The 14,317-nt window shown below is 51.5% G+C and carries 11 protein-coding genes; 1 reads left to right on the top strand and 10 read right to left on the bottom strand.

Annotated elements, in window-relative coordinates:
* Positions 1 to 73: 73 nt before the first annotated feature.
* The 5 genes from ACY0JR_RS10050 to ACY0JR_RS10070 all read right to left on the bottom strand — a co-directional run bounded on the left by ACY0JR_RS10050 (position 74) and on the right by ACY0JR_RS10070 (position 7,062).
* Positions 74 to 1,297 carry an RtcB family protein gene (locus tag ACY0JR_RS10050; RefSeq protein WP_462633914.1) on the bottom strand — a complete coding sequence of 408 codons (1,224 nt, stop codon included), beginning with the start codon at positions 1,295 to 1,297 and terminating at the stop codon, positions 74 to 76.
* Positions 1,298 to 1,462: 165 nt separating this feature from the next.
* A complete protein-coding gene (locus tag ACY0JR_RS10055) occupies positions 1,463 to 2,038 on the bottom strand; it encodes a sugar O-acetyltransferase (RefSeq protein ID WP_462633916.1) in 576 nt (191 codons plus the stop codon).
* Positions 2,039 to 2,140: 102 nt separating this feature from the next.
* The gene (locus ACY0JR_RS10060; protein ID WP_462633917.1) at positions 2,141 to 5,413 is read right to left on the bottom strand and encodes a S41 family peptidase; all 3,273 of its coding nucleotides are present in this window, start codon (positions 5,411 to 5,413) and stop codon (positions 2,141 to 2,143) included.
* Between the two features lie 460 nt (positions 5,414 to 5,873).
* The gene (locus ACY0JR_RS10065) at positions 5,874 to 6,467 is read right to left on the bottom strand and encodes a thymidine kinase (protein WP_462633918.1); all 594 of its coding nucleotides are present in this window, start codon (positions 6,465 to 6,467) and stop codon (positions 5,874 to 5,876) included.
* Positions 6,468 to 6,741: 274 nt separating this feature from the next.
* Positions 6,742 to 7,062, bottom strand: a complete 321-nt coding sequence (locus ACY0JR_RS10070; RefSeq protein WP_462633919.1) for a 2Fe-2S iron-sulfur cluster-binding protein — start codon at positions 7,060 to 7,062, stop codon at positions 6,742 to 6,744.
* A gap of 34 nt (positions 7,063 to 7,096) precedes the next feature.
* On the opposite strand from ACY0JR_RS10070, the gene ACY0JR_RS10075 reads away from it, so the two are divergent.
* Positions 7,097 to 8,143 carry a hypothetical protein gene (locus tag ACY0JR_RS10075; RefSeq protein WP_462633920.1) on the top strand — a complete coding sequence of 349 codons (1,047 nt, stop codon included), beginning with the start codon at positions 7,097 to 7,099 and terminating at the stop codon, positions 8,141 to 8,143.
* 438 nt (positions 8,144 to 8,581) lie between these two features.
* Here ACY0JR_RS10075 and rodA read toward each other — a convergent pair whose 3' ends face one another.
* From rodA to ACY0JR_RS10100, 5 genes are read right to left on the bottom strand one after another with little or no spacing between them, the layout of a single operon-like run.
* Positions 8,582 to 9,859, bottom strand: coding sequence for a rod shape-determining protein RodA (gene rodA, locus ACY0JR_RS10080; protein ID WP_462633921.1), 1,278 nt, complete (start codon positions 9,857 to 9,859; stop codon positions 8,582 to 8,584).
* Positions 9,860 to 9,869: 10 nt separating this feature from the next.
* Positions 9,870 to 11,708 carry a penicillin-binding protein 2 gene (gene mrdA / locus ACY0JR_RS10085; protein ID WP_462633922.1) on the bottom strand — a complete coding sequence of 613 codons (1,839 nt, stop codon included), beginning with the start codon at positions 11,706 to 11,708 and terminating at the stop codon, positions 9,870 to 9,872.
* The gene (locus tag ACY0JR_RS10090) at positions 11,705 to 12,229 is read right to left on the bottom strand and encodes a hypothetical protein (RefSeq protein ID WP_462633923.1); all 525 of its coding nucleotides are present in this window, start codon (positions 12,227 to 12,229) and stop codon (positions 11,705 to 11,707) included. Before ACY0JR_RS10090 ends, mrdA begins: the two co-directional genes overlap by 4 nt.
* A complete protein-coding gene (gene mreC, locus ACY0JR_RS10095; RefSeq protein ID WP_462633924.1) occupies positions 12,222 to 13,127 on the bottom strand; it encodes a rod shape-determining protein MreC in 906 nt (301 codons plus the stop codon). Before mreC ends, ACY0JR_RS10090 begins: the two co-directional genes overlap by 8 nt.
* A 12-nt stretch (positions 13,128 to 13,139) precedes the next feature.
* The gene (locus tag ACY0JR_RS10100) at positions 13,140 to 14,168 is read right to left on the bottom strand and encodes a rod shape-determining protein (protein WP_062542777.1); all 1,029 of its coding nucleotides are present in this window, start codon (positions 14,166 to 14,168) and stop codon (positions 13,140 to 13,142) included.
* Positions 14,169 to 14,317: the final 149 nt, after the last annotated feature.

Genomic DNA, 14,317 nt, shown 5'->3' on the forward strand with positions numbered 1-14,317 from the left:
TCGGAAAAGCAGCGCAAAAACACCGCAAGAGCAAAAGCTCCCCTCCTAATTTAGGAGGGGCTGGGGGTGGTTACTAATCCTTATAAGGGTCATAGACATCTTCTCCGGCCATGGCTACTCCTAAAGGTCTGAGGGTGTGCAGAATTTTGATGGTATTTCCCTGGTGCTTCAAAACGTCTTCCAGTTTCTTATAAGCTTCGGGGGCTTCATCTGCACCGGCGCCACGGAGTTCTATGTGGTGGGCTTTCATGCGCTGCTGTACGGCCTCAAAATCTACTAAGCCCGGTGAAACCACGGTTTTGCGTTTCACCCCTCTTTTGTCCTTTATCCATTTGGTTTTACCTGCCGCGGCCCGGCGGCTGAGCAGGCGGCCTGCGCCGTGTACCGTTGAATAAAGTCCGCGCACGGCTAACTCGCTTTCTACGCCTTCAATAATGACGGAATTATCAAACATGTTCGCGCCAATGAACCCTTTCTGGCCGGGGAACGCGGGGGTACAGCCCTTTCGAACCACCCAGTATTCTTCGCCCTGGTGTTTCTCAAACCACGCGAAGTTGTGGTGGTTGTGAATGACCTCGGTACTCTGGGCTCCCAAAATCTTTAATACCTGTTCTACCACCACATCGCGGCCCGCATAGGCGTATTCGCCCGCCAGGGCCATGGCCGCAATGTAGTCTTGCCCCAACTCTGAATGAATGTCGAACAAAATGGGGGGTGCATCCATGGAGCCTTCTTTGGCTTTGTCAAAAAAGCTCAGCCCCTGTGACAGCGCAATAAACCCCGAGGCCGTCTTGTGCCCAAACCCCCTTGACCCGAAATGCACGCCCACCCAGAGATAGCCTTTTTCGTCTTCAAACAAATCAATGAAATGGTTGCCGCTGCCCACGGTGCCCAATTGCTCGGTGGCTACTTTGCGTAATTCCCGCTGCGGCTTGAATTCGGCCTTCTTGATATGCTCCAGTACCAGATGGTCAATGCGCTTGGGGTTAGGTCTTCCCACCCCAAACCCGATGGTGCTGACTATTTCATCCATCACGCGGGCTATGTTTACATCGGCCGCCATGACGTTGGTGCGTACGGCTTTGTTTCCGCAGCCAATGTCAAAACCCACCCCAGAAAGCGACACTTTGTTTTTGTAGGCTACGGCTCCGCCGATGGGGTGCGCGTAGCCGTAGTGGGCATCGGCGGTGAGCACCCCAATGTCTTCTTCGCTCACGCAGCGTTTGAGCTGGTCAATAGCGCTTTGGTCAATGATTTCTTCGCCAAATACCGTGATGTTATTAATTACCGTAGCCATGGACCTACAAATTGGTGGTACAGGCTATACGTAAAAACGGCCTTGCGTTTTTTACCTGTATTTAGGAAAATAAGCTTAAAAGTCGAGAGCCCGACCTTTAAAGACAAACTCTCCGCTTTTTAAACACGCGTCTGCTGCCTGATTAGCTACGCTCAACACCCATTCTCAAATTGTTTCTTCCTCCTGATCCAGAGAACGGATTACCCGGCAAGGATTTCCGACAGCAAACACATAGGACGGTATGTCTTTGGTGACCACGCTTCCGGCTCCAATAACGCTTCTATCGCCTATGGTCACTCCGGGGCAAACGACTACACTGCCGCCCAACCAAACATCTTCCCCGATGGTAATGGGTCTGGCAAACTCCACGCCTGAGGCTCTTTCTTTATGGTTCATGGGGTGCATGGCGGTATAAATCTGCACGTTTGGCCCTATCAGCGTTCTGCTTCCTATGGTTACCTGCATCACATCCAGTACCACACAGTCAAAGTTAAAAAACACCTTATCGCCTAGCGTAATGTTTGTCCCGTAGTCGCAGTAAAATGGAGGCTGTATCCAAAGGTCTTCGCCTGCGTTTGGAAGCAAGGCCTTCAGCAATCGGGCTCTCTCCTCTGGCTGGTCTTCCCGCGACTCATTCAATTCTTTGAGGTATAATCTGGTTTGGATTCTTTCTTCTGAAAGTTGCTTGTCCAAGGCATTGTATAGCTCACCAGAGAGCATTTTCTCTTTTTCGGTCTTCATCTTTCGCGGTAGTGTTTATAACCTGTTTTAGCCAAAGTACACTAAAAACAAAGAAGCCCCACTTATAAGGCGGGGCTTCTTTTAATCATATGCTTTGAAATGTTACTTCTTAGGCAACTCTTGCAACAGCACTTCCACGGCTTTCTCCAACTGCTGGTCACGGCCTTGGGAAACTACGGCGGGGTCATTGGCTACCAGGTAATCTGGCTCTAGTTGCGAATTCTCCAGAAACTTGCCGCCGCCCAGAGTGCGGTAACCTACCTGCGGAATCCCGAAGACCATGGTGGGGTCAATCAGGGTTTCCCACCACACAAAGGTACCGGTTCCGGCCACGGGCATACCCACGGTTTTGCCTATGCCCAGTTCTTTGTAGAGTACCGGGAAGATATGCGCGTCTGAGTAGTTGCTCTCGTTCATGACCACAATAGATGGTTTTGTCCATTTGTTGCGGGGCTCGTCTGAGAGGTGCTGGCCGCGAGGAATAAACTCAGCGTAGCGTTTGGTGTTCAGGAAGCTGATGAGGTCGTCGTGCAGGTTTCCGCCGCCGTTGGAGCGGGTGTCTACTACCAAGGCTTCTTTGGTGGCGTTTTTACCCAAAGCCTCTTCATACACGGTGCGGTAACTGGCATCGTTCATGCCTCTGATGTGCACGTAACCTAAACGTCCACCCGACAAGCGGTCTACTTCTTTGCGGCGGTTGTCTACCCAGCGCTGGTACAGCAACTCGCTCAACTCGGTACCGGAAATTGGCTTCACGGTCTCTTCCCAGCGCTGCTTCGTTTTCTCATTATACAAAGACACCAACGTGTACTTGCCCGATTTGCGGTTCAGGAGCTGGTCTACATCGGTGTTGTCTTCAATGGCCTGGCCGTCAATTTTCTCGATGACAATGCCTGGTTTCACTTTAGAACTGGCCCGGTCAAACGGACTCAGATTGATAACCTCTTTCACTTTGAGCCCACGGCCGGTGTATTGCTCGTCATAGAACAGACCCAGAGAAGCAGTGGCATCTGGGTTGGCCGAACGGTGGCTGTAACGTCCGCCGGTATGGGAGGCATTCAGTTCACCCAGCAACTCGCTCAACAGATCAGAGAAATCATAGTTATTGGCGATGTGCGGCAGGAACTGACGGTAGTTTTCAGCATTGGCTTTCCAGTCTACGCCGTGCAGTTCATTCACGTAGAACTTCTTCTCCAGTTCCCTTATCACGTGGTCATACATGTAGGCGCGCTCGGCGGCGGCATTCAGGTTCATCTCGCCGTTCACGCGTAGAGTTTCCTGCTTGCCGTTTTCAGTATCTACCTTCAGAATTTTGCCTTCGGTTAAGACAAACAGGTTTTTGCCGTCTTTGCTCATGACCATGTCACCGCCACGGGCACCCAGTTTGGCCAGTAGTTTGGTGTCATTGTCGCGCAGGTTAGTTACCCACAGGTCGTAGCCTTTCTCGAAGCGGCTCAGATAGAACATGCGGTCGCCTTTAGCAGTTACCACGGCATCTGCCAAATCGGAGGAGGTAGCGGTAAGGCGGGCTTTGCGCTGGGGCAGATTGTCCAGTTCTAGGGCCATACCCGCCGGAGCAGCAGTTTTAGACTTTTCGCCCTTTTTGCCTTTGGCTTTCGGTTCGGACTTTTCGGTTTGGGCGGCGGCTTCGGTTTCGCGTTTTTCCAAGTCTTCCAGCAGCGTGAAATCTTCTTTGCTCAGTTTGAAGCGGTCAAAGCCATCTTGGGTGGTGAAAAGCGCATAGATATCACCGGTGCCGGAGTTGTTACCGTTGCCGCGCAAGCCTTCACGGTTAGAGTAATAGGTGATCATCTTGCCGCCCATCATCCACTGCGGGCTGTTCTCATAGTAACCACTCTGGGTCAGATTGATGATTTCGCCTTTGCCGCTGGCCGAGATCAGGCCTACTTCACTCAACCACTGCTTGGGTTGGTTATACTGCACCAAAAACCACTTTCCGTCTGGCGACCACTCAAAATACTGGTCTCCGTCTGAGTACGAGTAGTTGTTGGCGTTGCCAAGAATGGTGCGCACCTGTTTACTGGCTTTGTTCACCACTTTGAGCTGGACACGTTCTTCCAGATAGGCTACTTCTTTGCCGTCTGGCGAATACGCGGGCTGGAATTCCTCTGCCGCAGTAGCAATAACCGGCTCTTCTTTCAAAACCGTGGAAGCGTAGAAATAAGGCTCGGCGCTCCGCACCAGACTGGTTTCATAGATGTTCCAGCTTCCATCGCGCTCGCTGGCGTACAGAATCTTGCGCCCGTCTGGCGAGAAACTAACGCTCCGTTCCTGCTCCGGCGTATTGGTGATCCGGCGCGTAATGCCGCCTTCTACGGAGGAAACAAACACTTCTCCTCGGTTCACAAACACCACTTCTTTACCATTGGGCGATACCTCCATCTCTGTCATGCCGCCGGAGATGGGCAACACCGTCTCTGGGTTAGAGCGGATGTCTGAATAAAGTTGGATGGCTACTTTCTGCGGCTGCGCACCTGGTTTCAGCGTATAGATGTCGCCGTTGTACGTAAAGGAGAGCACGCCGTCTTTGGAACCGCTCAGGTTGCGGACCGGGTGCTTGGTAAACGTAGTGACCGCCGTGCTCTGCTTCGGGTTTTGCAGACTCATCTTGCGCACGTTGAACGTGCCGTTGGGTTGCTCACTCAGATAATACACGTCCTGCCCGTTGGGCCCGAAAACCGGCTGACGGTCTTCACCCACATTGTCGGTGAGTTTGGTGTGCTGCTTGGTTTTGGTGTTATAGCTCCAAAGATCACGGGCAGAGGAAGAGGTCTGGTGTTTGCGGAAGTTGTTTTCCAGGCTTTTCTTGTCCTGGTAAAGCAGCACCTCGCCAGAAGCATTGTATTTGGCGGCTTCAGCGGGCGTCGTCAACACCATGGCATTTCGGCCACCGCCCAAAGACACGCTGTACAACTCAGAAAAGGCCCCTGACGGGAACATGGCGTTGGACGCCGCGTCTACCCTGGCCGAAGTAAAAATTACGCTCTTGCCGTCTGGGGTGAAGTCTGAAGGCAAATCTGCGGAAGAATGAAACGTGAGGCGTTTGGACTCGCCGCCCTGTGCGGGCATGACAAACACGTCAAAGTTGCCGTAGCGGTCAGAGGCGTAGGCAATGGATTTTCCGTCCGGCGACCACACGGGCATGTATTCATAGCCTTCGTGCATGGTGAGCGGCGTAGCGTTTCCGCCCACCGAAGCTACTTTGTACAAATCTCCCTTGTAACTGAAGACAATGGTTTGCCCGTCTGGCGAAATGGCGGGGGTATTGAGCCAAAGGGGCGTTTGGGTCTGGGCCATGGCTCCCAAGCTACTTGCGCAGCAAAGAGCCAATACGGCTAGAAACCTCTTTTTCATGATGTAAGCGGTTGTTTGTTAGATTGGATTACTAAATGTAATAATTTGTCAGGGCTTATTCAAAAGGAACAAGATTTCAGCTGCTTTTCAGGAAGGGAATATTGATTGGGTGTTTGGGGGATGTTTTAAGGAAAACTGGCGAGAAATAAATAAGCTAATAGGGGCAATCTCTTGTGGTTGCCTCTATTAGCTAGCCTAAGAATGTTTCCTGGCGTAGTAGGACAGGTCGCGACCTGTCCGTACAAATCTCTGAAAAATAGCCTAAAAATGGGAAAGGGCAACCACAAGGGATTGCCCTACAAAATCAGGTACCGTAAATCAGGTGCCGCATTGCTGCCAATGCCAGAAAGGATTGTCTTCTGGTAAAACGGAAAACCGTTTTAGCCCTGTTTCTCAGAATTAAGGGTTAAAACAGTCATTACCTGACTCAGGACTCAGAACTATAGACTCAGGACTCTCTTTAGAACTTTCCTTTCAGGCCTTCCTGGAAGCAGTGGCGGCAGCGGGCTTCGTAGGAATCAGTTTCGCCTAGGAGGACTTTCTCTTGAGAGGCGGCTTTGCGGAAGGAATAGGAGGCGATGTCGCCGCACTGCACGCAGATGGCGTGTACTTTGGTCACGTATTCGGCTACGCCCATCAAGGCAGGCATGGGGCCGAAGGGTTTGCCCAGGTAGTCCATGTCTAGTCCGGCTACAATCACGCGCACGCCGGAATTAGCTAGATGCACACAAACCTCAGTGATGGCCTCGTCAAAAAACTGGGCTTCGTCTACGCCCAGCACATCACAGCCGCTGCCCAGCAGGAGCATGTCATTGGCAAACTGGATGGGCGTGGAACGAATGCTGGTAGAATTATGGGAAACCACGTCTACGTCATGGTAGCGGGTATCAATGGCCGGTTTGAAAATCTCGACACACTGTTTGGCTATTTTGGCACGGTTGAGCCGCCGAATTAACTCTTCGGTTTTCCCCGAGAACATAGACCCGCAAATCACTTCTATCCAACCTCTCCGCTGCCCTTGCTGGCGGTTTCCTACCCGGGGTTCTATGAACATAACTTAACTTAATGTGCTAATTTCTTAAGGTGCTAATGTGCTATCTCTTCCAGAGGATGAGGCGTTTCCACGTTAACTTATGCGAAGGTACTAGCCCTCTCCCCTTCCCTAATGCACAATTTTTCCACACAGTTATTAGAATTGAATGAGTGAGAGATGGATTGAATGAGAGAATTGGTTGATTTGGAGATGTGCTGATGTGAAGAGTTGGAAATGGATCTAACATCTTCAAATTTCCACATCACCAAATCTTCACATTACATCCATCTCTCACTCATTCATTATAAGAAAGATGCGGGAGTTTCGTTTGTTGGGGAACGCGGCAGGTGACGGGGCCGGTGAGTTGGGCTTGGCAGGTGAGGCGCTCGTTGGGGCGCAGGCGACCGTTGTTGCGGAAACGCGTTTCGGGGGCCGTATCTGGGGCCAGGTTTTCGGCTCCGGTGAGCACCACCATGCGGCAGGAAGTACAGCGTCCTTTTCCGCCGCAGGCGTGCATCCAGTCAATGCGGGCGGCTTGCAGGGCGGCCAGAACCGTTTGCCCCGGGGCTACGTTCACCACAACTCCGCCTAGATTTTGAACCGTTAATTCGGCCATATTTCGCTATATTTACGAGCGTATGCTTCCTCCAATGAAAGACAAATATAATCAAATACGTCTGGCCCAGTACAGCCAGAGCCTTGCCCAGCGCCTCAGCGATGAACATTTTGCTCATCATGAGAACGTTACCGCCCAACAGCTGATTTCCTTTACCCCTGTCAAGCAGGTGAACCTGTACATGATCAGGGAGCTGCTCACGCTTTGGAACCATGAGATGGCCAACCTGCGCAGCCCGTACTTTGATTTTGAACATCCCGAGGTGAAAGATGCGCTGGTGCAGTTCATGAACGTGCTTTCGCGCAAGATATCCATCAAACGTCCGCACTTTGAACCCCTGTTGCTGAAGGCCATTCAAGACACGCTGCGTACCGTATTGGAGCCGGTAGCCGTGTTTGAAGAGAAATTCATGCGTCTGGACGACCTTTCGGTGACCAAGCTGCAGGAAAGCCTCAAGTACCAGGACATTGACAAAGACGTGTACCGCCAGTTTCTGGACACCCTGGCCAACGGTACGTTTGACCGCCACCAGGTCATTCCCAGACTGAACCGCTTCCTGGCCGAACACGAAGCCGAGCGGATGTCAGTAGATGAGTTAGTGGGTAGATTCAATGAGTTACAGCCCCTCAGGGTAGAAGATCTGTTTCCAACCGTGGCTGCTCCGGCTCCTGCCCCTACGCCGGCGGTTAGTACGCACGTGGCGACCCCGCAGCCCAGCTTCCGGCCCACGCTGCACGCCGAGCCTAAACTGAACGAACGTTTCCAGGCCGAGCAACGCCCCACGCTCAACGAACGCTTGCGGCAACCTGTGGCTGTCTCCATGGCCGATCGGCAGCAAGACCAGAAAATAGGCTCTCTCAAAGAGGCGATCTCCATTAACCAACGCTTCTCGTTCATCAATGAGCTGTTTGAGGGCGACAACATGGCCTACCACGCGGTCATCAAAAACCTGGACGAGTACCAGAACCCCGACCAGGCCAAGCAGTACCTGGTGCAGGAAGTGGGCAGCAAATACAACTGGAGCCGCAAAGAAGAGCACGTGCAAAAACTCACCAAGCTGATTGATCGCAAATTCGCGTAAGCTTTCTGCCTACTTTTGGCAAAACACACTAAAAGCGCCCGTCTCTGTAAAAGAGACAGGCGCTTTTAGTTTATAGCTTTGTTGAAAATGCTTTTTGTTCTCTTACAAGACTTGGCATAGTGTCTGGGGAACCTGTCCGTAACGCCAATCAGGAGATTGGCTGTCCGTTGGTGCGTAGAGCGCTGACGCTAACTCTACGCACAGCACTATTTGTTTGTGGTTCCCGGTGATTCTGGAGACTCGCATCATCCTAAGGCACAAGTTTGGAAACTCGCGCCTTAATCAGGTGCTGACAACTATGGTGCGGATTTACTTACGTGACTTTCAAGAATGCCTGTAGACACTCGTAAGACTTTGCGTTTTAAAGCCTGTTTTGCCAAAAATAACCCCAAAACAGAGAATGTCTTGCTACTTGATACGTGCTACCTGATACGCATTCTACCCTCGACCTAAATCTAGTTTACGGTGGGCATCAATGGCGAGCAGAATGAAGAGGAGAATGGTGAAAGACCAGAGCGAAGACCCGCCGTAGCTGAAGAACGGCAGCGGAATACCTACTACCGGGGCCAGTCCTATGGTCATACCCACGTTCACCAGAAAGTGGAAGAAGATGATGGAAGCCACGCAGTAGCCGTAGGTGCGGCCAAAGACAGAACGTTGCCGCTCGGCCACGTAGATGATACGCGTGAGCAAACCCATGAATAAGGCGATGATGACCAAACTACCCAGCCAGCCGTGTTCTTCGCCTACGGTACAGAAAATAAAGTCGGTGCTTTGTTCTGGTACGAAGTCAAATTTGGTCTGGGTGCCTTCCAGAAATCCTTTCCCGAAGAAGCCGCCCGAACCGATGGCTATCTTGGACTGCGTCACGTTCCAGCCTACGCCCAAAGGGTCTACCTCAGGGTCTACCAACACTTTAATCCGGTTCTGCTGGTGCTCCTGCAATACGTTATCAATAAAGTAGGTTACGCTGAAGACCGTTGCCAGCACCACAACCCAAACGCCGATGTACGTGGGCAAGTAACGCTTAATCCGGTGAAAGTTGAGCCAGAGGTAAGCTCCCATCAAAACGGTCACAATACCAGCCAGGTACCATTGCGGAATCAATAGCGTGAGCACGAAGACAAATACTGCTACCGCGCCAATGATCAGAATCAACGGTGACATTCCTTCTCTAAAGAACGCCAGCGTGAAGGCCGCGAACACCAGTGCAGAACCAGTTTCGTTCTGGAGAATGATAATGATGGGCGGCAACATGGCAAGGCCCGCCAGTTTAGCGTGGTCTTTCCAGTTCTGTTGCCGCAGGTTAATGCTGCTCATGAACCTGGAAACCGCCAATGCCGTGGCAAACTTGGCAAACTCGGCGGGCTGTAACCGGACGGATTCTGTAATTACGAGCCAGGAACGGGAACCTTTAATCGGCGAAGCCAGGAGCAGGGTACCCAGCAGAATCAGAATCACAAACCAGTAAATACCATAGGCCAGCGAGTCATAGGCTTTGTAGTCAATGGCAAAGAGCATGATGATGATGATCAGGGAAGTCCCGATCCAGGCCAACTGCTTCCCAGAGTTCAGGGTGAAGTCAAAGATGCTGGTGACATGCTCAGGGTTATAGACGGCCGCGTAGATGTTCATCCAGCCCAGCATAACCATGAGCAGGTACAGCCCAATGGTGACCCAGTCTATGTTGTTGGCTATTTTATAGGAAGTCCGCATTTCTGTTTCGCTAATCCGTCCATTTGTAGAAACCACCGTTGATCATGTCATTCTCCCAACGTTTGCGATAACTCGTCTTGATGGTGTCTGTGAGGTACTTTTCAATCATGAGACTGGCCATGGGCGCAGCGGCAATTGCGCCCCCACCGGCATTCTCCACGTACACAGCAATGGCAATCTTAGGATCATCTTTAGGGGCAAAGGCAATGAACACCGAGTGGTCTTTGCCGTGGGGGTTCTGCACCGTACCGGTTTTGCCGCACAGCACCACACCAATATGTTTCAGGCTGGCGTTTCTGCCGGTTCCCTTGTCTACCACCAACTGCATGCCTTCAATTACCGGCGGGAAATACCTGGGATCTACGGAGGTATAATTCTTCACCAGATATTCCGGCAACGGTTTGCCCTTTTCACCTACTGATCGCACAATGTGTGGTTTGTAATAAAAGCCCCGGTTGGCAATGGTAGCGGCAAAGTTCGCCATTTGCAGCGGCGTTACACCCGTTTCGCCCTGGCCTATACTCACTGAGTAAATGGTAGGGTACTTCCAGCCATCCCGTTTGTAGATGCGGTCATAGAACTTGGCATTAGGCATCATTCCTTTTTTCTCGCCGGGTAAATCTATGCCTAAACTGCTGGCAAACCCGAAGGTCTTGATGTGCTTGTTCCAGTTGTCCAGCCCTTGGCGGGCGTCTTCGTACACATTGCGGGACCGGCCCCGGTTCACTACCGACCGGAATACCTGGTAAAAGTAAGGGTTGCAGGAGTTCTCTATGGCGATGTTCAGATTAGCTGGATACTGATGCCGGTGCGAACATTTCACCAGTGACCAGTTACACGGGTAGCCGGTCTCTGGGGTGAGCACGCCTTCCTGCATGGCAATCAAGGCTTGGGCTAGTTTGAAGATGGAACCCGGCGGGTACGTAGCCATGAGCGGACGGTTGAACAGCGGCTTGGTAGGGTCCCGCAGTAATTTCATGTAGTTGTTACCCAGTTCTTTCCCCGTCAACATAGAAGGGTCAAAATATGGGGCCGATACCAAAGACAGGATTTCACCGGTTTGGGGTTCAATGGCCACAATACTGCCTACTTTCCCGCCAGACATGAGTTTCTCGGCGTAGGCCTGTAGTTTCAGATCAATGGTGGTCACCAGGTTCTGGCCAGCCTCTGAGAGTGTGTCATAGGCACCGTTCTTGAAAGAGCCTTTCTCAATACCGCGCACGTTCACCATCGTGTATTTCACCCCGCGCTTGCCCATCAGGTATTTTTCATACTCGCGCTCAATCCCGCTAATGCCCAGGTAATCGCCCTGGCGGTAACCATGGTACGAACTATCCTCTAACTGCCGGGGGCTGATTTCGCCGATATAGCCCAAGGCGTGGGCCAGGCTGGAATGCGGATAACTTCTGACGGTACGGGCATTGATGTAGAACCCCGGGAAATCTACCAGGTTGTCTTGAATAGCCGCGAACTCTGCGTTAGTGAGGCGCTGCAGAAACGGCGATGGCTTCACATAGGAATACTTCTTGGCGGCCGTGATTTTCTCCCGGTACTCCGGCAACGTCATGCCTACCAACTGGCAGAATTTAAGGGTATCAATGGCGCGGGCCTCTTTGGGCACTACCATTAAATCATAAACGGGAGTATTTTCTACCAGCAGCGTACCATGGCGGTCATATACCAATCCCCGGAACGGATACTGCACCACCCGGCGCATGGCATTGCTCTCGGCGGCGGTTTTGTAGCTGTCATCCAGTACCTGTATGTAGAAAAGTTTGATAAGATAAACCGCCCCTATCGCTATGAAAATTGCTTGAATGACGTATTTGCGGCCTTCTAAGTACTTCATCTAAAACCTCTTGCCCTTCGCTCAAAAAATAACATTTGAAAAATCACCAGCACGGTTCCGGTGAACAGGCTACTGGCGACTATCTTGGCTAACGTAAAACCAATCAGTTTAAATCCGTTGAGCTCCAGAAAAAACAGCGTAAAATGGTGCACAAAGATAAGGGCCAGCCCATACGTGAGAAACCAGCGCCAGCCCATAGACGGCAAACTGGCATGGTCTGAGACCTCATAGCCGTCGCGCGGGGTAATCAATTTGAGCATAGACGGTCGCAGATAGGCCATGAGCACCGTAGCGGCGGCATGCACCCCAGAGGTGTCATAGAAAAGGTCAATGGTAAACCCGCAGATGAAGCCTAGCACCAACAGCAGCACTTTGTCTATTTCTATGGGCAAAAACAGAATAAACCCGATGTACACAAAGCAGAACCCGGTTTCAAACAGCACCAAGTTGCGCATGAGCAACACTTGCAGGCTCATCAAAACCACAAACTGCACTACATGTATGAACCTGAAACTATTCATTCCCTTCGGTTATGCCTGATCTAAGCAGCAAGCTGTCCAGCTCGGGCTTGCGTTTGTTTTCTACCACGTACACGTAAGACAATTTCTCGAAGTCCACGCTCAGCCGCACCAGAATGGTGTAGAAGCTTTTGTCCAGTTCCTTGCGCACACTGATCACTCGCCCCACCAAAATACCCGGCGGATAAATCCCTCCCGCGCCCGAGGTCACCACCGAATCGCCTTTGAAAATTTTCTCGCTCAACGGAATGTAGTGCAGGCTGGCCGTCTCGGGGTTTTCCGTATCCCACCTGATAGAGCCCAGGCTTTTGTTTCGGCGCAGTTTCACGGAAATCAACGTCTGGGAATGTAGCAACGAGGTTACGGTGGCATAATGCTTGGAAACCGCTTTCACTCTTCCCACTACCCCATTAGCCGTTAAAACACCCATTCCGGCCTGAATACCGGCATCTGACCCCACATTCAGGGCCAGGTGGTTGTTCAAACCGCGCACAGAATTACTCGTAACCCGAGCCGGACGATAGGTAAAGACCATCGGCCCCAAAGAATCAAGAGGAGCTAACAGGGTGTCCGTAGGGTCAGTCGAGGCAATGCTGGCGAAAAGGGAATCCTTGACGGTGCCCAGGCTGTCGTTCAGTTGCTGTTCCTGTATCTGCGTGAGTACGCCTCGTAGCCTGGCATTTTCCAGAGCCAGATTCTGATTGACCTCCGTTAACCGAAAATAATCAGCCACCTGGCTCTGGATCTCCAGCACCCGCCCCACATAATAGTTAGACGACTGGTAGAAAGCCGCGCTATGATAGGTGTTGCTCCTATACAGCAGGTACAAGGAAACGCCCTCTAACAGCAGGAACACCAGAAAAGCCCTTATCCGGAAGATGAAAATAAATAATTTCCGCATGGGCGCGTGTGCTTAGCTCAACAGCACGTTGCGGAAACCCTCTATGTTTTTCACGGCCGCGCCGGTACCCCGCACCACCGCTCTCAACGGATCTTCCGCAATATGGATAGGCAATTTGGTTTTAGCGGCCAGACGTTTGTCCAGGCCTCTCAGCAAAGCGCCCCCGCCAATGAGGTGAATCCCGTTGTCATAAATATCCGCAGAAAGTTCTGGTGGCGCAATCTCCAGCGCTTTGAGAACAGCCTCTTCAATCTTAGACACCGATTTATCCAGTGCAATGGCGATTTCCTGGTAGGTCACTTTAATTACCTTCGGAATACCCGTCATCAAGTCACGACCTCTAATCTCAAAGTCAGCGGGCGGGTTGTCCAGTTCGGTCAGTACCGCGCCTACCTCAATCTTGATTCGCTCCGCGGAACGCTCGCCAATTAACAGGTTGTGCTGGCGGCGCATGTGATCCAGAATGTCTTTGTTGAACACGTCACCCGCTACCCGGATGGACTGGTCGCACACAATCCCAGACAATGCGATCACGGCAATCTCGGTGGTACCGCCTCCTATGTCCACCACCATGGTGCCCACGGGCTGCTCCACGTCAATGCCAATCCCTATGGCGGCCGCCATAGGTTCCTGGATCATCCAGACCTCGCGGGCATCGGCGTGCTCCGCAGAGTCTTTCACGGCACGTTTTTCTACTTCGGTAATCCCAGATGGTATGCAGATCACCATGCGGTACGAAGGCTGAAACAAGCGTTTCTTGCCTTTGTCAATCATCTTGATCATGCCCCTGATCATCATCTCGGCGGCCGTAAAGTCAGCAATCACGCCGTCTTTCAAGGGACGAACGGTTTTGATGTTCTCGTGGGTTTTCTCGTGCATCTGCATTGCCTCCCGCCCTACAGCCAGAACTTTGTTAGTTCTGCGGTCCAGGGCAATGATAGAAGGTTCGTCAACTACAATTTTATCGTTGTGAATGATGAGGGTATTGGCCGTACCCAAATCAATCGCTATATCAGAAGTGAAAAAATTAAATAATCCCATTATTTGTCGGTGGTGCATTCACAGTTAGAATGCTATATATGAAATCTATTTTCTCTACAAGGTACTATAATGGCGCAAAATTACGTATTTCCCGCTAATAATTACGCTTGAGAAGGAGGCAGTTCTGTTTTAAGACAATTTTCTACAAG

It is taken from the genome of Rufibacter sp. JT3400010, from assembly GCF_054956755.1.

Excerpts from the sequence above, each read along its gene's own strand:
- ACY0JR_RS10050 (WP_462633914.1), bottom strand. The coding sequence starts at position 1,297 with ATGGCTACGGTAATTAATAACATCACGGTATTTGGCGAAGAAATCATT.
- ACY0JR_RS10055 (WP_462633916.1), bottom strand. The coding sequence starts at position 2,038 with ATGAAGACCGAAAAAGAGAAAATGCTCTCTGGTGAGCTATACAATGCC.
- ACY0JR_RS10060 (WP_462633917.1), bottom strand. The coding sequence starts at position 5,413 with ATGAAAAAGAGGTTTCTAGCCGTATTGGCTCTTTGCTGCGCAAGTAGC.
- ACY0JR_RS10065 (WP_462633918.1), bottom strand. The coding sequence starts at position 6,467 with ATGTTCATAGAACCCCGGGTAGGAAACCGCCAGCAAGGGCAGCGGAGA.
- ACY0JR_RS10070 (WP_462633919.1), bottom strand. The coding sequence starts at position 7,062 with ATGGCCGAATTAACGGTTCAAAATCTAGGCGGAGTTGTGGTGAACGTA.
- ACY0JR_RS10075 (WP_462633920.1), top strand. The coding sequence starts at position 7,097 with ATGAAAGACAAATATAATCAAATACGTCTGGCCCAGTACAGCCAGAGC.
- rodA (WP_462633921.1), bottom strand. The coding sequence starts at position 9,859 with ATGCGGACTTCCTATAAAATAGCCAACAACATAGACTGGGTCACCATT.
- mrdA (WP_462633922.1), bottom strand. The coding sequence starts at position 11,708 with ATGAAGTACTTAGAAGGCCGCAAATACGTCATTCAAGCAATTTTCATA.
- ACY0JR_RS10090 (WP_462633923.1), bottom strand. The coding sequence starts at position 12,229 with ATGAATAGTTTCAGGTTCATACATGTAGTGCAGTTTGTGGTTTTGATG.
- mreC (WP_462633924.1), bottom strand. The coding sequence starts at position 13,127 with ATGCGGAAATTATTTATTTTCATCTTCCGGATAAGGGCTTTTCTGGTG.
- ACY0JR_RS10100 (WP_062542777.1), bottom strand. The coding sequence starts at position 14,168 with ATGGGATTATTTAATTTTTTCACTTCTGATATAGCGATTGATTTGGGT.